At 70.6% G+C, this 21,923-nt stretch carries 19 protein-coding genes; 3 read left to right on the plus strand and 16 right to left on the minus strand.

The window, feature by feature from the left end; genetic code table 11:
* Positions 1 to 57: 57 nt before the first annotated feature.
* The 15 genes from ACZ6KY_RS16630 to pgsA all read right to left on the minus strand — a co-directional run bounded on the left by ACZ6KY_RS16630 (position 58) and on the right by pgsA (position 16,260).
* On the minus strand, positions 58 to 2,622 hold the full coding sequence (locus tag ACZ6KY_RS16630) for a RelA/SpoT family protein (protein ID WP_469311006.1): 2,565 nt from the start codon (positions 2,620 to 2,622) through the stop codon (positions 58 to 60).
* 230 nt (positions 2,623 to 2,852) lie between these two features.
* Positions 2,853 to 3,392, minus strand: coding sequence for an adenine phosphoribosyltransferase (locus tag ACZ6KY_RS16635; RefSeq protein WP_469311007.1), 540 nt, complete (start codon positions 3,390 to 3,392; stop codon positions 2,853 to 2,855).
* Positions 3,389 to 4,504 carry a protein translocase subunit SecF gene (secF, locus tag ACZ6KY_RS16640; protein ID WP_469311008.1) on the minus strand — a complete coding sequence of 372 codons (1,116 nt, stop codon included), beginning with the start codon at positions 4,502 to 4,504 and terminating at the stop codon, positions 3,389 to 3,391. Before secF ends, ACZ6KY_RS16635 begins: the two co-directional genes overlap by 4 nt.
* A gap of 1 nt (position 4,505) precedes the next feature.
* Positions 4,506 to 6,266: a protein translocase subunit SecD gene (secD, locus tag ACZ6KY_RS16645; RefSeq protein WP_469311009.1), complete on the minus strand. Its 1,761-nt coding sequence runs from the start codon at positions 6,264 to 6,266 to the stop codon at positions 4,506 to 4,508.
* A gap of 141 nt (positions 6,267 to 6,407) precedes the next feature.
* Complete coding sequence (gene yajC / locus ACZ6KY_RS16650; protein ID WP_469311010.1) at positions 6,408 to 6,929, minus strand: preprotein translocase subunit YajC; 522 nt, start codon at positions 6,927 to 6,929, stop codon at positions 6,408 to 6,410.
* Positions 6,930 to 7,092: 163 nt separating this feature from the next.
* A complete protein-coding gene (gene ruvB / locus ACZ6KY_RS16655; RefSeq protein ID WP_469311011.1) occupies positions 7,093 to 8,187 on the minus strand; it encodes a Holliday junction branch migration DNA helicase RuvB in 1,095 nt (364 codons plus the stop codon).
* 97 nt (positions 8,188 to 8,284) lie between these two features.
* Complete coding sequence (ruvA, locus tag ACZ6KY_RS16660; protein ID WP_467756450.1) at positions 8,285 to 8,896, minus strand: Holliday junction branch migration protein RuvA; 612 nt, start codon at positions 8,894 to 8,896, stop codon at positions 8,285 to 8,287.
* The gene (ruvC, locus tag ACZ6KY_RS16665) at positions 8,893 to 9,489 is read right to left on the minus strand and encodes a crossover junction endodeoxyribonuclease RuvC (protein ID WP_469311012.1); all 597 of its coding nucleotides are present in this window, start codon (positions 9,487 to 9,489) and stop codon (positions 8,893 to 8,895) included. The genes ruvA and ruvC overlap by 4 nt, the downstream gene beginning before the upstream one ends.
* A 135-nt stretch (positions 9,490 to 9,624) precedes the next feature.
* Positions 9,625 to 10,377, minus strand: coding sequence for a YebC/PmpR family DNA-binding transcriptional regulator (locus tag ACZ6KY_RS16670; protein ID WP_328556626.1), 753 nt, complete (start codon positions 10,375 to 10,377; stop codon positions 9,625 to 9,627).
* A 76-nt stretch (positions 10,378 to 10,453) separates the two neighbouring features.
* Positions 10,454 to 11,059, minus strand: coding sequence for a pyridoxal 5'-phosphate synthase glutaminase subunit PdxT (pdxT, locus tag ACZ6KY_RS16675; RefSeq protein WP_385404346.1), 606 nt, complete (start codon positions 11,057 to 11,059; stop codon positions 10,454 to 10,456).
* Positions 11,060 to 11,063: 4 nt separating this feature from the next.
* The gene (gene pdxS, locus ACZ6KY_RS16680) at positions 11,064 to 11,912 is read right to left on the minus strand and encodes a pyridoxal 5'-phosphate synthase lyase subunit PdxS (RefSeq protein WP_389076213.1); all 849 of its coding nucleotides are present in this window, start codon (positions 11,910 to 11,912) and stop codon (positions 11,064 to 11,066) included.
* Positions 11,913 to 12,109: 197 nt separating this feature from the next.
* The gene (locus tag ACZ6KY_RS16685) at positions 12,110 to 12,655 is read right to left on the minus strand and encodes a hypothetical protein (RefSeq protein WP_328556623.1); all 546 of its coding nucleotides are present in this window, start codon (positions 12,653 to 12,655) and stop codon (positions 12,110 to 12,112) included.
* 778 nt (positions 12,656 to 13,433) lie between these two features.
* Complete coding sequence (locus tag ACZ6KY_RS16690) at positions 13,434 to 14,594, minus strand: glycosyltransferase family 4 protein (protein ID WP_469311013.1); 1,161 nt, start codon at positions 14,592 to 14,594, stop codon at positions 13,434 to 13,436.
* Positions 14,591 to 15,541 (minus strand): phosphatidylinositol mannoside acyltransferase, encoded by a 951-nt coding sequence (locus tag ACZ6KY_RS16695; RefSeq protein WP_469311014.1) that lies wholly within the window; start codon positions 15,539 to 15,541, stop codon positions 14,591 to 14,593. Before ACZ6KY_RS16695 ends, ACZ6KY_RS16690 begins: the two co-directional genes overlap by 4 nt.
* The gene (gene pgsA, locus ACZ6KY_RS16700; protein WP_469311090.1) at positions 15,538 to 16,260 is read right to left on the minus strand and encodes a phosphatidylinositol phosphate synthase; all 723 of its coding nucleotides are present in this window, start codon (positions 16,258 to 16,260) and stop codon (positions 15,538 to 15,540) included. The genes ACZ6KY_RS16695 and pgsA overlap by 4 nt, the downstream gene beginning before the upstream one ends.
* 248 nt (positions 16,261 to 16,508) lie before the next feature.
* Between pgsA and ACZ6KY_RS16705 the strand changes: the two genes are divergently transcribed.
* Together ACZ6KY_RS16705 and ACZ6KY_RS16710 are read left to right on the plus strand one after the other, a co-directional pair.
* On the plus strand, positions 16,509 to 18,704 hold the full coding sequence (locus ACZ6KY_RS16705; RefSeq protein WP_469311015.1) for an elongation factor G-like protein EF-G2: 2,196 nt from the start codon (positions 16,509 to 16,511) through the stop codon (positions 18,702 to 18,704).
* Positions 18,705 to 18,875: 171 nt separating this feature from the next.
* Complete coding sequence (locus ACZ6KY_RS16710; RefSeq protein WP_469311016.1) at positions 18,876 to 20,543, plus strand: hypothetical protein; 1,668 nt, start codon at positions 18,876 to 18,878, stop codon at positions 20,541 to 20,543.
* Positions 20,544 to 20,604: 61 nt separating this feature from the next.
* On the opposite strand, the gene ACZ6KY_RS16715 is transcribed toward ACZ6KY_RS16710, so the two are convergent.
* Positions 20,605 to 21,165: an HIT family protein gene (locus ACZ6KY_RS16715; RefSeq protein ID WP_469311017.1), complete on the minus strand. Its 561-nt coding sequence runs from the start codon at positions 21,163 to 21,165 to the stop codon at positions 20,605 to 20,607.
* Positions 21,166 to 21,232: 67 nt separating this feature from the next.
* Between ACZ6KY_RS16715 and ACZ6KY_RS16720 the strand changes: the two genes are divergently transcribed.
* Positions 21,233 to 21,889 (plus strand): potassium channel family protein, encoded by a 657-nt coding sequence (locus tag ACZ6KY_RS16720; RefSeq protein ID WP_469311018.1) that lies wholly within the window; start codon positions 21,233 to 21,235, stop codon positions 21,887 to 21,889.
* The last annotated feature ends 34 nt before the right edge of the window (positions 21,890 to 21,923 follow it).

The raw sequence follows: 21,923 nt of genomic DNA on the forward strand, positions 1-21,923 counted from the left end.
GCGTACGGGAGCCCCTTCGCGTGATGCCCGGCCGGGTGGCCGGGCGGACGGCGGGTGTCAGGCCTCGGAGGGCCTGCGGGCCGATGTCACGCGATACACGTCGTAGACGCCCTCCACACCCCGTACGGCCTTCAGGACGTGTCCCAGGTGCTTGGGGTCGCCCATCTCGAAGGTGAACCGGGAGGTGGCGACACGGTCGCGTGAGGTCTGGACGGCCGCGGACAGGATGTTGACGTGCTGGTCGGACAGGACGCGGGTGACGTCCGACAGGAGCCGGGACCGGTCCAGGGCCTCGACCTGAATGGCGACCAGGAAGACCGAGGACTGGGTGGGCGCCCACTCGACATCGAGGATGCGTTCGGGCTCTCGCGAGAGCGAGTCGACGTTGACGCAGTCGCTGCGGTGGACCGATACACCGCTGCCGCGGGTGACGAATCCGATGATCGGGTCACCCGGCACCGGCGTACAGCACCGGGCGAGCTTGACCCACACGTCGTCGACGCCCTTGACGACCACGCCGGGGTCGTTGTTGCTGCGCCGCTTGCGGCCTCGGCCGCGGGCGGGCGGTACGGACTCGTCGATCTCCTCGGTGGCCGCCTCCTCGCCGCCGAGCGCCTGGACGAGTTTCTGGACGACGCTCTGCGCGGTGACATGGCTCTCGCCGATCGCCGCGTACAGCGACGAGATGTCGGGGTAGCGCATCTCGTGCGCGAGGGTGACCAGGGAGTCGCCGGTGAGGATGCGCTGGATCGGCAGGTTCTGCTTGCGCATCGCGCGGGCGATGGCGTCCTTGCCGTGCTCGATCGCCTCGTCGCGGCGTTCCTTGGAGAACCAGGCGCGGATCTTGTTGCGGGCACGCGGCGACTTCACGAAGCCGAGCCAGTCGCGGGAGGGGCCCGCGCCGGCCGCCTTGGAGGTGAAGACCTCCACCAGGTCGCCGTTGTCCAGGGTGGATTCGAGCGGTACGAGCCGGCCGTTGACCCGTGCCCCTATGGTCCGGTGGCCGACCTCCGTGTGGACCGCGTACGCGAAGTCCACCGACGTCGCACCGGCCGGGAGCGCTATGACGTCACCCTTGGGCGTGAAGACGAAGACCTCGTTGCGCGACAGGTCGAAACGCAGGGACTCCAGGAACTCGCTGGGGTCCTCGGTCTCCTTCTGCCAGTCGAGCAACTGGCGCAGCCACGCCATGTCGTTGACGGTGTCCTGGCCGGCGCTGCCCTTGGCCGCCCGCGGCACGTCCGTGCGGATCTTGGAGGAGCCCGCGACGGTCTCCTGCTTGTACTTCCAGTGCGCGGCGATGCCGTACTCGGCGCGGCGGTGCATGTCGAACGTACGGATCTGGAGTTCGACGGGCTTGCCGTTGGGGCCGATGACCGTCGTGTGCAGCGACTGGTACATGTTGAACTTCGGCATCGCGATGTAGTCCTTGAACCGGCCGGGGACCGGGTTCCATCGCGCGTGCACGGTGCCGAGCGCCGCATAGCAGTCGCGGACGGTGTCCACGAGGACGCGGATGCCCACCAGGTCGTAGATCTCCGCGAAGTCACGGCCGCGGACGATCATCTTCTGGTAGACGCTGTAGTAGTGCTTCGGACGGCCGGTGACGGTCGCCTTGATACGGGCCGCGCGCAAGTCGGACTGGACCTCGTCGGTCACTATGGCGAGGTACTCGTCGCGCTTGGGGGCGCGCTCGGCGACCAGCCGCACGATCTCGTCGTACATCTTGGGGTAGAGGATCGCGAAGGCGAGGTCCTCCAGCTCCCACTTGATGGTGTTCATGCCCAGGCGGTGGGCGAGCGGCGCGTAGATCTCCAGGGTCTCGCGCGCCTTCTTCTCCTGCTTCTCGCGCTTGAGGTAGCGCATGGTGCGCATGTTGTGCAGGCGGTCGGCGAGCTTGATGACCAGGACGCGGGGGTCCTTGGCCATGGCGACGACCATCTTGCGCACGGTCTCGGCCTGGGCGGCCTCGCCGAACTTGACCTTGTCCAGCTTGGTGACGCCGTCGACGAGCAGGCCGACCTGGTCGCCGAAGTCGCGGCGCAGGGTGTCGAGGCCGTACTCGGTGTCCTCGACCGTGTCGTGCAGGAGACCGGCCATGAGCGTCGCCGGGTCCATGCCCAGCTCGGCGAGGATGGTGGTGACGGCGAGCGGGTGCGTGATGTACGGGTCGCCGCTCTTGCGCTTCTGGCCGCGGTGCCAGCGCTCGGCGACCTGGTAGGCCTTCTCGATCTGCCGGAGCGTCGCCGTCTCGATCTTGGGGTCGTTGCTGCGCACTATCCGCAGCAGCGGCTCCAGAACCGGGTTGTACGGGTTCGAGCGCTGGACGCCGAGACGGGCGAGGCGGGCGCGGACGCGGTTGGAGGAGCCGCCGGAGCGCGTGGGCTGCGCTGCCGCGGGACGGACCGCCGGGGTGGTCGCGGGGCGCTCGGGCGAGGCCGGCTTGGGACGTGGCTGCTCGGCCGCCGTGTCGTCGGGCGCGGCCTGGGCGTGCTCGACCGGCCCGCTCGCGACGTTCCGTGCGGGCGTCTCCGCGGGGCCCGAGGCGGGCTCGGGCTGGGTGGAGGCGGTTCGCCCCAGGCGTTCCGCGCTGGGGGCGAGTGGCTGGGCCTCGTCTGGCAAGAGGGCTCCTCGTGCGCGATCCGGGTCCCCCGGTCAGGCTCCGGAAACCCCATGGTAGCGATCCTTCGCGCCTGACTCGCTGTCGGCCGCAGGGGGCGGCCTCGTACGGAATCAACGCCAGAGGCGGGCGCCGGATTCCTCCGGGCCCGCCTCCACGGTGTCCTACGGGTGTCTCAGGCCTTTCGCGGGCCTCTCCGGGGGTTGTCCCCCGGATGGTGCGCGCGCGGTCCTCAGACCGTCAGGAGCGCCTCCAGGGGAGCCCCGGCCAGGGCCGGCTCCAGACGGCCGCGGCCGCCCAGGAAGCCGAGCTCCATCAGCACGGCGACGCCCGCGACCTCGGCGCCCGCCCGGCGGATGAGCTGGAGCGAGGCCTCGGCGGTGCCGCCGGTGGCGAGGACGTCGTCGACGACCAGCACGCGGTCGGCCGCGCTCAGGTCCTCGGCGTGCACCTCGATCTCGGCGGAGCCGTACTCCAGGTCGTACGCCTGCGACAGGGTCGCTCCGGGGAGCTTGCCCGCCTTGCGCACGGGGATGAAGCCGAGCCCGGCCTGGACGGCGACCGGCGCTCCGAGGATGAAGCCTCGGGCCTCCAGACCGACGATCTTGGTGGCTCCGTTGCGTACGGCGATGTCCGCCAGGGCGCCGGTCAGCGCGCCGAACGCGGCCGGGTCGGCCAGGAGCGGGGTGATGTCCTTGAACATCACCCCCGGCTCCGGGTAGTCGGCCACGTCACGGATGCGGCTGGACAGCAGCTCTTCGATGCCGGTCATCGGCGCTTCCCCGAGGGCCGGCCGCGGCCGGCCCTGCGGGACGCGGGCTGGTTGCGGGGACCGACGACCGCCGGCATGACGTCGTCCGGCTCGTCGTCCTCGTACGACTCGCCGACCCGCTGCTCCGGGGACTCGCCCTGGGCGGCCGCCTGGGCCCGCTTGGCGAGGACCCGCTTGCGCAGGGCCTTCATCTGCGGCTCGCGCTCCTTGAGGTCGGCGACGAGCGGCGTGGCGATGAAGATCGAGGAGTACGCGCCGGCCGCGAGGCCGACGAACAGCGAGAGCGAGATGTCGTTGAGCGTGCCCGCGCCGAGCACGCCGCCACCGATGAACAGCAGGCCGGCGACCGGCAGCAGCGCGACCACCGTGGTGTTGATCGAACGCACCAGGGTGCCGTTGATCGAGCGGTCGGCGACGTCGCTGTAGGTCCAGCGGGTCTGCTTGGTGATGTCCTTGGTCTGCTCCTTGAGGCTGTCGAAGACGACGACCGTGTCGTAGAGCGAGTAACCGAGGATCGTCAGCAGACCGATCACGGTGCCCGGAGTGACCTCGAAGCCGACCAGGGCGTAGATGCCGACCGTGATGGTGATGTCGTGGATCAGGGCGACCAGCGCGGCGATCGCCATGCGCCACTCGAACGCGATGGCGAGGTAGATCACGACCAGGACCATGAAGATCGCCAGGCCCTCCCAGGCCTTGTTGGCGATCTCGTCACCCCAGCTGGGGCCGACCAGGTCGGCGTTGATCTGCTCGGAGTCGACCTTCAGGTCGGCGGCGAGCTTCTCCTTGATCGCGTCCGACTTGTCGGTGTCGATACCGGCGATCTGGACACGCAGGCCGCCGTTGCCGAGCTTCTGGACGACCGCCTCGTGGCCGGAGGCGTCGCGCGCGAAGGTCTCCGCCTGGCTCACCGAGACACTGGACTTGCCGGTGGTGAAGACGGCACCGCCCTGGAACTCGATGCCCATGTTCAGGCCGCGCACCGTCAGGCCGAGGATGGCCGTGATGGTGATCAGGATCGAGATGCCGTACCAGATCTTGCGCTTGCCGACGAAGTCGTAGCCGATCTCGCCGCGGTGGAGCCGGGCGCCGAGGGTGCCGAGTTTCGACATCTCACGCCTCCTTCGTGTCGACGGGGGCGGACGCGCGACGGGTGCGGCGCAGCGGCGGCTTGGCGCCCAGTCGCTTCGGGTCGAGGCCGGACCAGCTGTGGCCCTCCGCGAAGAACTTCCTGCGGGCGAGGAGCGTCATCAGCGGCTTGGTGAAGAGGAACACGACGACCACGTCGAGCACCGTCGTCAGACCGAGGGTGAACGCGAAGCCCTGGACCTTGCCGACGGTGACGATGAAGAGCACCGCGGCGGCGAGGAACGACACGAAGTCGGAGACCAGGATGGTGCGCCGGGCACGCGGCCAGGCACGCTCGACGGCGGGCCGCAGGGAACGGCCCTCGCGGATCTCGTCCCGGATGCGTTCGAAGAAGACGATGAACGAGTCCGCTGTGATACCGATCGCGACGATCGCACCGCACACGGCCGGCAGGTTCAGCGCGAAGCCGATGGCCGGGCCGAGCAGCGCCATGAGCACGTAGGTGAGGATCGCGGAGACGCCCAGGGAGGCGATGGCGATGACCGACAGGCCGCGGTAGTAGAGCACCAGGTAGATGATGACCAGGGCGAGGCCGATGGCACCGGCGACCAGTCCGGCGTGCAGCTGCTCGCCACCGAGCGCGGCGGTCACCGTGGTGACGCTGGACTCCTTGAAGCTGAGCGGCAGCGCGCCGTACTTCAGCATGTTGGACAGGTCCTGCGCCTCGGTCTGGGTGAAGCTTCCGGAGATCTCCGCGGGGCCGGTCAGCTCCTGGCTGACGGTCGGGGCGGAGACGACCTCACCGTCGAGGGCGATGGCGAACTCGCTCTGCACGCCCTGGTTCTGGGCGAGCTTGCTGGTGATCGCCGCGAACTTCTTGGAGCCACCGGACGTGAAGTCCATGGTGACCTTCCAGCCCTGGGCGCTCTGCGTGTCGAAGACGGCGGCGGCCTTCTTGATGTCCGTACCGGACACCGCGGCCGGGCCGAGCACGTACTTCTCCCACTGGCCGGAGGAGTTCTTGTCCTGGCCGCATGCCACGGTCGGCTCGGTCGGCTTGGCGCCGGCACCGGCGGTGGCGCGGGCGGTCCTGTCGGAGCAGTCGAGCGCGGCGAACTGGGCCTGGAGCTTGGCCGTCGCGGGGTCCACGCTGGCGCTCGCGGACGGCGAGGCGCTGGAGGAGGCCGAGGAGCTCGGGGTGCTGCTCGCGGACGGCGAGGAGCCCGCCTTCAGGGCGTCGGTGACCGCGCGGCCCTGAGTGGTGGCGGAGGTCGACGGCGTCGCGGGGGCCGAGGAGGACGAGGTCGCCTTGTCCGTGGCCTTGGCCGACGGGCTGCCGGAGGCGCTCGGCGACGGGCTGGCCGACGCGGCACCCCCGGAGACCTCGGAGGCCAGCACGGGACGGAAGTAGAGCTTGGCGGTGGTGCCGACCTGGTCCCGCGCCTGCTTGGAGTTCGTGCCCTTGGGGATGTTGACAATGATGTTGTCGGATCCCTGGGTCTGAACCTCGGCCTCGGAGACACCGAGACCGTTGACACGGCGGTTCATGATGTCGACCGCGGTGTTCATGTTGGTCTTGTTGATCGCGTTGGGCTGGCCCGGCTCGTTCTTCGCCGTGAGCGTGATGCTCGTGCCGCCGGCGAGGTCGATGCCGAGACGCGGAGTGGTGTGCCCTGAGGCGAACATCCCCCCGGTGAGCGCCGCGATGGCGATCAGGATCAGGGCCAGCGAGCGCCCCGGCCTGCTCTGGGCGCTCGCGCTCCGGCCCTTCTTCGGTGCTGCCACCTTCTCGTACTCCCTCTCGGGCCGCCCTGCGCCGAGTGAGCGCGTGGCCGGCCATGCCATGGTGTCGGGACTCCGTGCGAGAACAGCACGTCCCGGGAGGTGCCGGGCGCGAGCGGGTCGCGCCGTGCTCCCGGGTCGTGACTACTTCGCGTCGGCCTCGCCGTCGGTCTTCTTCGGCTCTGCTTCGTCGACGTCGGAGACCTGGTCGGCCTTCACCTCGACGACCTCGTCGGCCGGCTTGTCCGCCGCGTCCTTCTTGCCGAGGTCGAGGGGCTTGTCGTCGGAGGCGTCGGAAGAGGCTTCGGCGGCGGGCTCGTCGGTCTCGGTGAGGGAGGAGGCATCGTCCGGCACGAGGGTGCCGTCGGCCTTCAGGTCGTGCTCGATGCCGTGGACGATGCGGTTGTACTCGTCGTCCGAAAGGACGGAACCGATCGCGTTCTTCGCGAAGAGCAGGTCAACACCCGGGGCCGCGTCGAGGAGGACCGTGTCGTCGTTGACCTCCTTGACAGTGGCGTACATACCGCCGATCGTCCGCACGCCGGAGCCGGGCTGCAGCTCGTTGCGCATGGAAGCCGCCTGCTGCTGCTTCTTCTTGGCCGACCGGGTCATCAGGAACATGGCCCCGATGAGCACGATGAAGGGGAGAAGGGTGTAGGGACTCACGGGTCGGGACTTCCTTCTTCGACCGCAAAGGTGAGCGGCCTGCTGGATGGGGGTATGTATGCCGTCGGCATGGGCGGCATCGGCGGAGTCTAAGCGAGTCCGCACTCAGGGAACAACGCTCAGCATGGCACCGGGGTTCCTGCCTCGGTACCTGCGCACGCCGTCACGCCCCGAACAGGTCTTCTTGTCCGTTTCCGCCTGCTGACCGGCGGGGTGGGGTGAGGCCGAGATGCGCCCATGCCGCGGGTGTCGCCACCCGGCCACGGGGAGTGCGGGCGAGGAGTCCCTCTCGTACGAGGAAGGGCTCGGCGACCTCTTCCACGGTCTCACGCTCCTCCCCCACAGCGACAGCGAGTGTGGACAATCCAACAGGGCCGCCGCCGAAAAGCTTGATCAGGGCTTCGAGGACACCGCGGTCCAGCCGGTCCAGTCCCCGCGCGTCGACCTCGTAGACCTTCAGCGCCGCCCCGGCGATCTCCCGGGTGACGATCCCGTCCGCCCTGACCTGCGCGTAGTCGCGCACGCGGCGCAGCAGGCGGTTGGCGATGCGGGGCGTGCCGCGGGAACGTCCGGCGATCTCCGCGGCGCCCTCGGCGCCGATCTCGACGTCGAGGAGGCCGGCGGAGCGGTGGATGACGCGCTCCAGCTCGGTGGGCTCGTAGAACTCCATGTGCCCGGTGAAGCCGAAGCGGTCGCGCAGCGGCGGCGGCAGCAGTCCCGCGCGCGTGGTGGCGCCGACCAGCGTGAACGGGGGCAGCTCCAGCGGGATGGCGGTGGCGCCTGGGCCCTTGCCGACGATGACGTCGACGCGGAAGTCCTCCATCGCCATGTAGAGCATCTCCTCGGCGGGCCGGGACATGCGGTGGATCTCGTCGAGGAACAGGACCTCGCCCTCCTGGAGGGAGGAGAGGATCGCGGCGAGGTCTCCGGCGTGCTGGATGGCGGGGCCGCTGGTGATGCGGATGGGGGCGCCCATCTCGGCCGCGATGATCATGGAGAGGGTGGTCTTGCCGAGCCCGGGTGCACCGGAAAGGAGTACGTGGTCCGCGGTGGCTCCACGCGCGCGGGCGGCGCGCAGGACCAGGTCTAGCTGCTCGCGGACCTTCTCCTGGCCGATGAACTCGTCCAGGTCCTTGGGGCGCAGGGCGGCCTCGACGGCCTGGTCCTCGCCGTCGGCGACCGATCCCACCAGCCGCTCAGCGGCGGCGTCGACGAACCGCTCGTCGGCGGCTTCGTCTCTCGTGTCGTCCCAGTTCATCGGTGGTGCCTCGTGGTCTCGTGGTGGTGGGGCGGTCGGCGGGGCGGCGGGCGCGGGCCGCACCGGGGCACGCGCCCGGCCCGGGGGCCGGGGCCGTTCAGCGTGCTCGGTTCAGGGTCTGCAGGGCTGCCCTGAGGAGCTGCCCGACCTGCGGGGTTCCCTCGGCGGCCTCGGCCTGCGGGGCGACGGCGGAGACCGCCTCGTCGGCCTCGCGGGTCGCGTACCCGAGGCCGACGAGCGCGGCGTGCAGCTGGTCACGCCAGCCCGCCGTGACCGCCGTGCCGATGGCCGGGCCACCGGGGCCGAGGGGCTCGCCGAGCCGGTCCTTGAGGTCCAGCAGCAGCTTCTGGGCGCCCTTCTTGCCGATGCCGGGAACGGCGATGAGCGCCTTCTCGTCACCGCTGGACACCGCGCGGCGCAGGGCGTCCGGGGTGTGCACGGCGAGCATCGCCTGAGCCAGTCGCGGGCCGACTCCGCTCGCGGTCTGGAGCAGCTCGAAGACCTGGCGCTCGTCGTCGTCGGCGAAGCCGTAGAGGGTGAGCGAGTCCTCGCGGACGACGAGGGAGGTGGCGAGCTTGGCCTGCTGTCCGGTGCGGAGCCCGGAGAGTGTGTTGGGCGTGCACTGGACGGCGATGCCGATGCCGCCGACCTCGACCACCGCGGAGTCGGGGGCGAGGGCGGCGACCGGGCCGCTGACGAAGGCGATCATGCGGTACGGCCTTTCGATGCTTGGTGCGAGGCGTGCGCGGCCGCGGCCTGCTGGAGTCTGTTCTGCGCGACGGCCCGGTCGGGGCCGATCCGCGCGGCGGCCTGCTGGAGTCTGCTCTGGGCGGGGGCGCGCCAGATGTGACAGATGGCGAGCGCGAGGGCGTCCGCCGCGTCGGCGGGCTTGGGGGGCTCGGCGAGCCGGAGCAGGCGGGTGACCATCGCGCCGACCTGGGCCTTGTCCGCGCGTCCGTTGCCGGTGACGGCGGCCTTGACCTCGCTCGGGGTGTGCAGGGCGACGGGGATGCCGCGGCGGGCCGCGCAGAGCATGGCGACGGCGCTGGCCTGGGCGGTGCCCATCACGGTCCGGACGTTGTGCTGGCTGAACACCCGCTCCACGGCGACGTATTCGGGCTCGTACTCGTCGAGCCACTGCTCGATGCCCTGCTCGATGGCGACCAGCCGCAGGCCCAGCTCGGCGTCCGCGGGGGTGCGTACGACTCCGACGCCGCGCATGGTCAGGGGCCGTCCGGCGACTCCTTCGACCACCCCGACACCGCACCGGGTCAACCCGGGGTCAACACCCAGCACCCGCACCCGGGCCCTCCTTCGATTTCACCGGCCGTCACTGGGAGGTATCCCCAGTTCGTGCAGGCTATCGGGTGCCACTGACAGAGCGACGGGCCGACGGGTGTGTGTCCCGTCGGCCCGTCGCTTCACGCAAGCCCTCGATCAGGCGTCGACCTTCTCCATGACCTCGTCGCTGACGTCGAAGTTGGCGAAGACGTTCTGCACGTCGTCGCTGTCCTCCAGGGCGTCGATCAGCTTGAAGATCTTCCGGGCGCCCTCCTCGTCGAGCTCGACCTGCATGGTCGGGACGAAGTTGGCGTCGGCGGAGTCGTAGTCGATGCCGGCCTCCTGGAGCGCGGTGCGCACCGCGACCAGGTCGGTGGCCTCGGACAGGACCTCGAAGGACTCGCCGAGGTCGTTGACCTCTTCGGCACCCGCGTCCAGCACGGCACCGAGGACGTCGTCCTCGGCCAGCTCACCCTTGGGGACGATGATGACGCCCTTGCGGTTGAACAGGTACGACACGGAGCCGGGGTCGGCCATGTTCCCGCCGTTGCGGGTCATGGCGACGCGGACGTCCGAGGCCGCGCGGTTGCGGTTGTCGGTGAGGCACTCGATGAGCACGGCGACACCGTTCGGGCCGTAGCCCTCGTACATGATCGTCTCGTAGTCCGCGCCGCCGGCCTCGAGACCGGCGCCGCGCTTGACCGCGGAGTCGATGTTCTTGTTCGGGACCGAGCTCTTCTTGGCCTTCTGGATGGCGTCGAACAGCGTCGGGTTGCCGGACACGTCGGCGCCGCCCGTGCGGGCCGCGACCTCGATGTTCTTGATCATCTTCGCGAAGAGCTTGCCGCGCTTGGCGTCGATCACGGCCTTCTTGTGCTTCGTCGTAGCCCATTTAGAGTGGCCGGACATCTGCCTGTCTCCTTCGCGTAACCCAACCTGTACGGACTCCCCCAGGCATCGGGAGCCTGGGAAGACCCCACAGATCCTACAAGGACGCCGGTGTCCGGTTCGCGCGCACCATGTCGACGAACAAACCGTGAACACGGTGGTCGCCCGTCAGCTCCGGGTGGAACGACGTGGCGAGCGCGTTTCCCTGGCGTACGGCGACGATGTGGCCGCCGTGCTCGGCGAGCACCTCGGCCTCGGCGCCCACGGACTCGACCCAGGGGGCACGGATGAAGACGCCCTCCACGGGATCGCCCTCGACGCCGCGGACGTCGACCGCCGCCTCGAAGGACTCGTTCTGCCGTCCGAAGGCGTTGCGGCGCACGATCATGTCGATGCCGCCGATGGTCTCCTGGCCCGAGCGAGGGTCGAGGATCTTGTCGGCGAGCATGATCATGCCGGCGCAGGTGCCGTAGACGGGCATCCCGGCGCGGACCCGCGCGCGCAGCGGCTCCATCACTCCGAAGAGGACGGCCAGCTTGGAGATGGTGGTGGACTCGCCGCCCGGGATGACGAGACCGTCGATCTCGGCGAGTTCCTCGGGGCGCCTTACCGGCCTGGCCACGGCGTCCGCCGCGGCCAGGGCGATGAGGTGCTCCCGTACGTCGCCCTGGAGAGCCAGGACACCGATCACAGGAGTGCTCATGTGACTACCAGCCGCGGTTGGCGTAGCGCTCGGTCTCGGGGAGGGTGTCGCAGTTGATGCCGACCATGGCCTCGCCGAGGTTGCGGGACGCGTCCGCGATGATCTTGGGGTCGTCGTAGAAGGTGGTGGCCTTCACGATGGCGGCGGCGCGCTTGGCCGGGTCGCCGGACTTGAAGATGCCGGAGCCGACGAAGACGCCCTCGGCGCCGAGCTGGCGCATGAGCGCGGCGTCGGCGGGGGTGGCGACACCACCGGCGGAGAACAGGACGACCGGGAGCTTGCCGAGCTCGGCGACCTCCTTGACGATCTCGTACGGGGCGCGCAGCTCCTTGGCGGCGGCGTACAGCTCGTTGTTGTCGAAGCCGCGCAGCCTGGCGATCTCGTTCTTGATCTGGCGCAGGTGGCGGACGGCCTCGACGACGTTGCCGGTGCCGGCCTCGCCCTTGGAGCGGATCATGGCCGCGCCCTCGGCGATCCGGCGCAGGGCCTCGCCCAGGTTGGTGGCACCGCAGACGAAGGGGGTGGTGAACGCCCACTTGTCGGAGTGGTTGACCTCGTCGGCCGGGGTCAGGACCTCGGACTCGTCGATGTAGTCGACGCCGAGGGACTGCAGGACCTGGGCCTCGACGAAGTGGCCGATGCGGGACTTGGCCATCACCGGGATGGAGACCGCTTCGATGATCTCCTCGATCATGTTCGGGTCCGACATCCGGGCGACGCCGCCGTCCTTGCGGATGTCGGCGGGGACCCGCTCCAGGGCCATGACGGCCACGGCGCCGGCGTCCTCGGCGATCTTCGCCTGCTCGGCGTTGACCACGTCCATGATCACGCCGCCCTTGAGCTGCTCGGCCATGCCGCGCTTGACGCGGGCGGTGCCGATCGCGGTGTTCTCAGCGGGCTGGGCGGAGTTGGAGAGCGTGCTGGACACGGATTGACCTCACTGGGTGAAAGAGGATTTGTTCATCTCCGAGGAAACGCGTGGCGACCAGTCCACTGCAAGGGCCAATGGGGAGGCGGTGGATCGTTTTCAGTCCCGCCCACCCCTGTCCATCAGGTCGTCGGGCGGTCCGCCAGGGCCGTCGGGGGTTCGTCGTCCATCTCGAAGGCCATCGGGAACGGGGCGTGGCCCGCGAGGCGGAACCAGCGGACCTTGCGGTGGCGGCGCAGGGCGCGGGCGGCACGTACGGCGTCGTTGTGGAAGCGCCGAGCCATCGGCACCCGGCGCACGGCCTGGGCCAGCTCGCCGGCCGCCTCCTCGCCGCCGGGCACCTGGCGTACCGCCTCGACCTGCTGTGTCTCCCCGAACACCGCCCGCAGGGCCTGGCTCAGCTCGCTCTCGGCGACCTCGCGCTGCTCCTCCTCGGCCTGCCGGGCCGCGTGCGCCGCCTCGTAGAGCACGATCGAGGCGGCCGGGTCGAGCACCCCGGAGGTGGCCAGCTCCTGGGTCACGGAGGCCCGGCGCAGCAGCTGCGCGTCGAGGGCGGCGCGGGCGGCGTCGATACGGGCGTGCAGCCGGTCGAGACGCCCGGCGGTCCAGCTCAGGTAGAGGCCGATCGCGACGAGGCCGACGAGGATCCAGATGAGGGTTGCGGTCACGGGCGGCAAGGCTACCCGTGCGACGGCGCTGGGCCCTCCGGTCCCGTGCGCGACGTGAACCGCCCCGTCGGGACGGGGAGTCGGGCCTGTCCCCGGCGGGGCAGGCAACGCGGGGTCCGCCCCGGCCGGAAGGCGCGGCAGAGCCGGCAGCCACCGCGCGCGGGTCCCGCTCCCCGGAGTCCGGCGCAATGGCTCGCCGCGTCCGGCAGGGCACATGGGAGGCTCACCGCGGACCCCGCGGACCGGCGCGCGCACGTGGCAAACCGAACGCCGCCATCCGCTGAGCCACCGCCCGGCCGGCGCGGGCCGAACCGTCGTGTTCAGGCCGTTCTCGGCTCAGCGGCGCCTTCAGCGTCCCGTCGGGGCAGGCGGACCGGTCCACGTCCCGTCGGGGCAAGCGGAATCGTCCTCCCGCGCGCGGGAGCCCGCTTCCGCGGCGCCCCGAGCCCCTTGCGGACGACCGGACTTCCGCGCACGGAACAGCGACACGCGGCCGGAACGGCGGGGCTGCCCACGTCCCGTCGGTGGAGCGGGACAGCCTCCCGCCCGCGGAAGTGCCGATCCGCGGCCTCCGCACCCCCACGCCGGACAACCCGCCCTCCGCGCGAAAGCGCGGCACGCGGCCGGAACGGCGGGCTGCCCGCGTTCTGTCCGGGAACCGGAACGGCCTCCCGCGCGCGGGAGGGTGGTTCCGGGCGTCGCTTGCCCCGCGTGAGGCGACCCGCCCTCGCTCGCGCGGGGAGTGCGGGGCGGGATTCGGCCGGGTTTCCGGCCGGGGTCAGTCGCGGGCCAGGCCGAAGCGGGCGCGGAGGCCTGTGCGTTCGTCCGTGGCGACCGCGGCCGCGCCGTCCGTGACCGTCTCGTACACGGACAGGATGTCCGCGCCGACCGTCGACCAGTCGAAGCGCCGTACGTGGGCACTCCCCCGCTCGCGCAGGCCGGCCCGGCGCTCCGGGTCGGCGAGCAGACGCACCGCTGCGGCGGCCAGGTCGTCCGCGTCCTCGTTGGCGAACAGCTCACCCGCGGAGCCCTGGTCGAGGACCTGGGCGAACGCGTCGAGATCCGCGGCGAGCACCGGCGCCCCGGCGGACATCGCCTCGACCAGGATGATCCCGAAGCTCTCGCCGCCCGTGTTGGGCGCGACGTAGAGGTCGATGCTGCGCAGGAAGCGGGCCTTGTCCTCGTCGCTGATCATGCCGAGGAACTCGACGCGCGAGCGCATCTCGGCGGGCAGCGACTCCACGGCCTCCTTCTCGTCGCCGCGTCCGGCGACCAGCAGCCGTGTCTGCGGGCGCTCGGCCAGGATCTTCGGCAGCGCCTTCATGAGCACCGGCAGACCCTTGCGGGGCTCGTCGATGCGGCCGATGAAGCCGATGGTGTCGCCCTGCCACTCGGGCTTGGGCTTGGCGCGGGCGAAGAAGTCGACGTCGACGCCGTTCGGGATGACGACCGCGTCGCCGCCGAGATGCTCGACGAGGGTGCGCCGGGCGTACTCGCTCACGGCGATCCGCGCGCTGATCTTCTCCAGGGCGGCCTGGAGGATGGAGTACGCGGCGATCATCGCCCGAGAGCGCGGGTTCGAGGTGTGGAAGGTCGCGACGATCGGGCCCTGCGCGGCCCAGCACGTCAGCAGGCCGAGCGACGGCGAGGACGGCTCGTGGATGTGAACCACGTCGAAGGTGCCGTCGTGCAGCCAGCGCCGTACCCGGGCCGCCGACAGGAAGCCGAAGTTCAGCCGCGCCACCGAGCCGTTGTACGGCACCGGGACAGCGCGGCCCGCCGAGACGACGTACGGCGGCAGGGGGGTGTCGTCGTCCGCGGGGGCGAGGACGGAGACCTCGTGCCCCAGGCCGATGAGATGCTCGGCCAGGTCGCGGATGTGGAACTGGACGCCACCCGGGACATCCCAGGAGTACGGGCAGACGATGCCGATCCTCACGGGTTCCTCTTCTCGGGATCCCGCACGCCGGACCCCTCTTCGGGAGCCTTCCCGGGGTCGAGGTCCTTGAGCCACAAACGCTGCAACATGTGCCAGTCCTCCGGGTGGTCGGCGATGCCGGCGGCGAAGGCATCGGCCAGCGCCTGTGTCATGACAGACGTCTTTTCGGCACGGGTACCTGACTCGGGGACCTCGACGGGCGGATGCACCCGGCCCCGCATGACGGGCGAGTCGTCGTACCAGAGGGTCACGGGCAGGAGGATGGCGCCGGTCTGCTGGGCGAGCAGGGCCGGCCCCGCGGGCATCCGGGTCGCCTCGCCGAAGAACTCCACCTCGACGCCCGACGCGGACAGGTCCCGTTCGGCGACCAGGCAGATCAGTCCGCCGTCGCGCAGGCGCCTGGCCAGCGTGGCGAACGCGGCACCGCCGCTGTGCGGCAGCACCTCCATACCGAGGCCCTCGCGATAGGCGACGAAACGGTCGTAAAGCGATTCGGGCTTGAGGCGCTCGGCGACGGTCGTGAACGGCGTCTTCAGCCCGGTGGTGACCCAGGCGCCCGCGAGGTCCCAGTTCGCCATGTGCGGAAGGGCCAGGATGACGCCCCGGTCGGAGGCGATCCCGTCGGTGAGACGGTGCCCGTCCTCGATCTCGAACCCGTTCCGCACCCGCTCCTCGCTCCACGCGGGAAGCCGGAACGACTCCATCCAGTAGCGCAGGTACGAGCGCATGCCGGCCCTGGAGAGCTCGGCGAGCCGATCGGGTGTCGCGTCCGGCACCACGCGCGCGTAGTTGCCCTCCAGTCGCTGGACCCCCTTGCCGCGCTTCTTCCAGGCGACGTCGGCGATCGTGCGGCCGAGGCGCACGGCGACCGGCTCGGGGAGCTTCTTGACGGTGCTCCAGCCGAGAGCGTAGGCGCCGTCCACCAGCCGGTCCTGAAGGCTGGTCACGAGGTGGCCTCACTGCTCTGGGCGGCGACCGCGGCGTCAGCCTCGGCGGCCTCCCGGCGGACGGTGACGACGCGCTGGATCAGCGTGACGAGACTGCCGACGGCGACGATCCACAGCGCGATGGGCAGCAGCACCTGGACGCCGGGCACACCGAACGTGTGCAGGCCCGCCAGACCGGCCGCGACCAGGGAGATCACCAGCCGTTCGGCGCGCTCGACGAGACCGTTGACCGCGACCGGCAGACCGATCGACTCACCGCGGGCCTTGGTGTACGACACCACCTGACCGCTGGCGAGACAGAAGATCGAGACGGCGCACAGCACGTTGTCGTTGCCGTTGCCGGCGTACCAGAGCGCGAAGCCGCCGAAGATCGCGCCGTCGGCGACCCGGTCGAGCGTGGAGTCCAGGAAGGCGCCCCAGCGGCTGGAGCGGCCGAGCTGGCGCGCCATGTTCCCGTCGACCAGGTCGGAGAACACGAAGAGCGTGATGACGATCGTTCCCCAGAAGAACTCTCCCCGGGGGTAGAAGACCAGCGCGCCCGCCATCACTCCGGCCGTGCCCAGGAGGGTGACCGTATCGGGGCTTACCCCCCGGCGGATGAGAAACGCGGCGAACGGTGTGAGGACACGCGTGAAGAATGCACGCGCGTACTTGTTCAGCATGGCCTTCCCGAGGGTCGGTGTCGCCGCACGGCCCCTGCTGGCCGTCGGCTGGCCCATCGTAGCCACGCGTGCGCTTGTGCGATGGTCGGGCACCCGCACCCCGTGTCACGACCCGATGCCGTCGGTGTCACGGCGCGATCGCGTCCACTGTATGGACGCACCGTGACACGAGTGCAAAGCTCGAAGACACCGCGGGGCGTCACCGGAGCCGCCACCGCTGGGGGTGCCCCCGGGACGGAGTCCGGGGGGAGGCTTCGGCATGTCCCGCGCCCACAGAGACCTCACCGTGCACGGGAGGCAAGGCCATGGGCGACAAGGCGAACGCACACCCCGGAGCCGCCGGCAGGGCTACGGCGGCCGACCACCCCGCGTCCGTACGGAATGTGGTGCTGGTCGGCCACAGCGGATCGGGCAAGACGACATTGGTGGAGGCTCTCGCGCTGACGGCGGGAGCGGTGAACCGGGCGGGCCGCGTGGAGGACGGCGGCACCGTCTCCGACTACGACGAGATCGAGCACCGGCAGCAGCGTTCGGTGCAGCTCTCCCTGGTACCCGTCGACTGGGACGGATACAAGATCAACATTCTGGACACCCCCGGGTACGCCGATTTCGTCGGGGAACTGAGGGCCGGTCTGCGAGCGGCGGACGCGGCCCTCTTCGTCGTCTCGGCCTCGGACGGGGTGGACGGCTCGACCCGGATGCTGTGGGAGGAGTGCGCGGCCGTCGGCATGCCCCGGGCCATCGTGGTGACCCACCTGGAGTCGGCCCGGTCGGACTTCGAGGGGATGACCCGGACCTGCGCGGAGGCGTTCGGCGGGGACGACCCCGACGCCGTACTGCCGCTGTATCTGCCGTTGCACGGCGCCGAGGCGCCGGACGGGCACGCGCCCGTGACCGGCCTGATCGGACTGCTCACCCAGCGGCTGTTCGACTACTCCTCGGGGGAGCGCAAGGAGGCGGAGCCCGGACCCGAGCAGCAGCCGCTCATCGAGGCGGCCCGCAACCGGCTGATCGAGGGGATCATCGCCGAGAGCGAGGACGAGACCCTCATGGACCGCTATCTCGGCGGCGAGGAGATCGACCTCAAGACACTCGTGCAGGACCTGGAACGGGCCGTGGCGCGCGGGAGCTTCTTCCCCGTGCTGGCCGCTGCCCCGGCCGCCGAGGGAGCCCGGCAGGGGCTCGGCACGGTCGAACTCCTCGAACTGATCACGGGCGGCTTCCCCACCCCGCTGGAGCGTCCGGCGCCCACCGTGACCACACCGGACGGCGCCGCCCGCGAGGTGAAGGCGTGCGACCCGGACGGGCCGCTGGTCGCGGAGGTCGTGAAGACCGCTTCCGACCCGTACGTGGGACGGGTCTCCCTGGTCCGGGTCTTCTCCGGAACCCTGCGCCCCGACGAGACGGTGCACGTCTCCGGGCACGGGCTGACCGACCGCGGACACGAGGACCACGACGTCGACGAACGGATCGGCACCCTGTCCGCGCCCTTCGGCAAACAGCAGCGGGCCCTCACGCACTGCATCGCCGGCGACCTCGCCTCGGTGGCGAAGCTGAACCGCGCCGAGACGGGAGACACCCTTTCGGCCAAGGACGACCCGCTGCTCATGGAGCCGTGGCGGATGCCCGACCCACTGCTCCCGCTCGCCATCGAGGCGCACAGCAAGGCCGACGAGGACAAGCTCTCCCAGGGGCTCGGCCGGCTGGTGGCCGAGGACCCCACGATGCGCCTGGAACAGAACCAGAACACCCATCAGGTCGTCCTGTGGTGCCTGGGCGAGGCACACGCGGACGTCGCCCTGGAACGGCTGCGCAACCGGTACGGCGTGCAGGTCGACGTGGTCCCGCACAAGGTCTCCCTGCGCGAGACGTTCGCCGGAGCGTCCACCGGGCGCGGCCGCCATGTGAAACAGTCCGGCGGGCACGGCCAGTTCGCGATCTGCGAGATCGAGGTCGAACCGCTGCCCGGCGGCTCGGGCATCGAGTTCGTCGACAAGGTCGTCGGCGGCGCCGTCCCCCGGCAGTTCATCCCCTCCGTCGAGAAGGGCGTGCGCACCCAGGCCGCCAAGGGCGTGGCCGCCGGCTATCCGCTCATCGACGTACGGGTCACACTGCTCGACGGCAAGGCGCACTCGGTCGACTCCTCCGACGCCGCGTTCCAGACGGCGGGCGCGCTCGCGCTGCGCGAGGCGGCCCGCGACGCGAAGATCCATCTCCTGGAGCCGGTGGCCGAGGTGACCGTCCTGGTCGGCGACGACTACGTGGGCCCGGTGATGAGCGACCTGTCGGGACGACGCGGCCGGGTCGTCGGCACCGAGCAGACGGGGGCCGGGCGCACACTCGTACGGGCCGAGGTGCCGGAGATCGAGATCGGGCGGTACGCCGTGGATCTGCGGTCCATCTCGCACGGCACCGCGCGCTTCGACCGGCGGTACGCGCGGCACGAACCCATGCCGCAGCAGATCGCCGAACGGCTCCGCGAACAGGACCCCGGCACCTGAGGGTTGGGGGACTTCCCCGGGGGACCTCATCCGTCGGTGGGCGGCTTCCGCCGTCCGCCGACGAATGTCGGCCGCGGCCGATACTCTGAGAACCTGATCAAGACGAAGACCTGATCAACAGGTGTGCGGGACACCGAAGTCGGGAAAGCCGCAGGAGCGGGTGCGGCGGCGATGGGGGCGGAAGTGGCGTTCGACGGTTTCGATTTCAGCCCCGGGGCGCAAGTGCCGCTCACGGGCACCGCGGGCCAGACGGCGGCGACCTTCGCCCTGGCCTCGGCGGCGTACCGCGACAGTCCGGTGGAGGAGATCCTCAAGGCCGACAACGAATGGCACCAGTCCACGGTCAAGGCCGGCCGGATCAAACTGTTCGCGCCGAATCTCGGCGAGGCCTTCTCGGGAGCCGTCGCCGCCCGCATGCTGGGCGCGGGCCGCAATCCGCTCATCCAGTCCTTCGGCACCGAGCCGCAGGTCATCGTGGAGCACTGTCTCGCGGCGACCAACATCCGCCGGGACCGCGACAATTGGCTGTCCGCCGTCATGGTGCTGTGCGGGCTGCTGTTCCTGCCCGGACTGCTCGTGTGGCTGCTGGTCTTCCAGATCCGGACGCAGATCGCCAAGCGCGCGGACAAGCGCGGTTCCGCGCTCGGCACGACACTCCTGATCGCCGTCGGCGCGCTGGCCGTCCTCTTCCTCGTCCGCATGCCGTTCACGGGCTTCTGGGCCTGGTACGCGCGCGCCTCGGTGGTCCTGCCCGTCGTCGGCTGGCTGTGGGCGAAGCGGATCTGCGAGCGCACCGCCAAGGATCTGCGGGCGCGCTGGGACAACCTGCTGTCGGGCGGCGGCATCGGCGCCAAGATTCCCGAGGCGGTCCCCGGCAGCCCCGGTGAGACGGCGGCGGAGCGGCTGCGACAGGCGCTCGCCCGGCTCACCGCGGAGCAGCAGTCCAACTCGGTCTTCTACGCGGGCCCCAAGGGCATACTCGGCATGGGCACCCGCTGGGGCAGCTGGCAGCTCGCCGAGGACCTGGTGGCGCGGGACGCGAAGAAGGAGATCCACCCGTTCCGCAGCTGGGACGTCATCCGCAACATCCACGACCAGTTGCGCATGCTGGAGCGCGGTCCGCTCAACACCGGTGGTTTTCCGGCGCCTTCGATAAAGCACTGGATCGTCACACCGATCGGCGAGAACGCGAAGGCGGTGTCCCGGCCGGGCGGCACCGACGTGGACGCCTACACGATCAAGACGCACGCCGTGCAGGACATCTGCAACAAGCAGCAGTTCGGCAGCGGCGACCGGCACTACCTCGGGGTCCAGTGGACGCTCTGGGACGGCCAGTTGATCATCACCATGATGATCACGGTGACCGTGCTGCACCAGACGCTGCGCATCGAGGTGACCGGGCACGCGCTGGGTCCGGTGAACCCGCTGTTCACCAGCAAGCCGGAGGCCCCGACCAAGGAGGTCGCGAAGGCCGTCAAGTTCTGGGAGACCCGCAAGGTGAGCCTGCCGCTGGTCACCGCGGACGAGGTCGTACGGCTCGCGGCGCGGGCGCCCCTCACCTGGTATCCGCCGCTGCTGAACTGGATCGGCGGGAGTCTGGCGCTGCCCGAGCCCTTCGGGCTGCGGCACGCGTGGGCCGATCAGCCGTGGCGGCACCGTTTCATGGCGGACGACGCGCTGCGGGCCGCGACGCCCGTGCTGCGCGTGGTGCACTCGGCGGCGCTCAAGGTCCTCGAGGAGAACGGCGTCGACACCGAGAAGTTCGGCAACCGCTCGGCCTTCCTCAGCACGGCCGTGCAGGACCCCGCGCCGCGCAAGGCCGACCTGTACGACGCGTAGCCACGGCGGCGGACGGGGCGCCCACAGGGGCGCCCCGGGCCGGACCACGCGGTGGTCCGGACTACGACGTGGGCCAGGCCTCCGCCAGCATCTTGCGGGTGTCCGCGAGGAGTTGGGGCAGGACCTTGGTGTGGCCGACGACCGGCATGAAGTTGGTGTCGCCACCCCAGCGGGGCACGATGTGCTGGTGCAGATGGGCGGCGATGCCGGCACCCGCGACCGATCCCTGGTTCATGCCGATGTTGAAGCCATGGGCGCCGGAGGCGCTGCGCAGGGCGGTCATGGCCTGCTTGGTCAGCTCACCGAGTTCGGCGGTCTCCGGCCCGGTCAGGTCCGTGTAGTCGGCGACGTGCCGGTAGGGCACGACCATCAGGTGCCCGCCGTTGTACGGGTAGAGGTTGAGCACCGCGTACACGTGCTCACCGCGCCTCACGATCAGCCCGTCCTCGTCGGACTTGGCCGGAATCGAGCAGAAGGGACAACCGTCGTCGGCCCCCGGGCCGGTGGGCTTGTTCTCGCCCTGGATGTAAGCCATCCGGTGGGGCGTCCAAAGGCGCTGGAACGCGTCCCGCGTTCCCACTCCGATCTGCTGCTCCGGCTCACTCGTCATGTGTTGCAGCATATTGCTTCGCCCGTTCGCGGCGTGTCGGCGGGTGCCGGACAAAGGGGCCTGCGGCGAAGCTGTGGCCATGGACGACGACAGCCCGATGACCCGCTGGGAGCAGCGCACCGAGGTACCGCTGGGGGTCGCGTCGCTGCTGTTCCTCGCCGCGTACGCGGTCCATGTGCTGGCACACGGTCTGCCCCAGGGCGGACGGGATGTCTGCCTCACGGTGATCGTGGTCACCTGGACGGCGTTCCTGGTCGACTATCTGGTGCTGTGGCGGCTGAGCGGACAGGGCCCCCGGTTCGTTCACCGCCACCTGCTGGACACCGTGGTGCTCGTCCTGCCCCTGCTGCGTCCCCTGCGGGTCGTCAAGCTCTACGACGCCGTGCTGCGGCGCCGCGGAGAGCCACGGCTCCCGCTGTACGCGCGGGTGATGTTCTACGCGGGAATCGCGGTCCTGCTGCTCGGCTTCTCGGGTTCCCTCGCCGTCTACCAGGCGGAGTACGCGGCGCCGCACGCGACGATCGTCACCTTCGGCGACTCGCTGTGGTGGGCCGCCTCCACGCTCTCGACGGTCGGGTACGGGGATGTCACGCCGGTGACGCCGAGGGGGCGCGTGATCGCGGTCGCCATGATGGTGTGCGGTCTGGCACTGCTCGGCGCGGTGACGGGGTCGTTCTCCTCGTGGCTGCTGCAGGTGTTCTCGCGCGAGGGCGACGAGAAGCCCCCGGGGCGCTGAGCTTCCCGGGGGCTTCGTGTCATGAGCGGGCAGG

It is taken from the genome of Streptomyces sp. NPDC042002 (assembly GCF_055588305.1).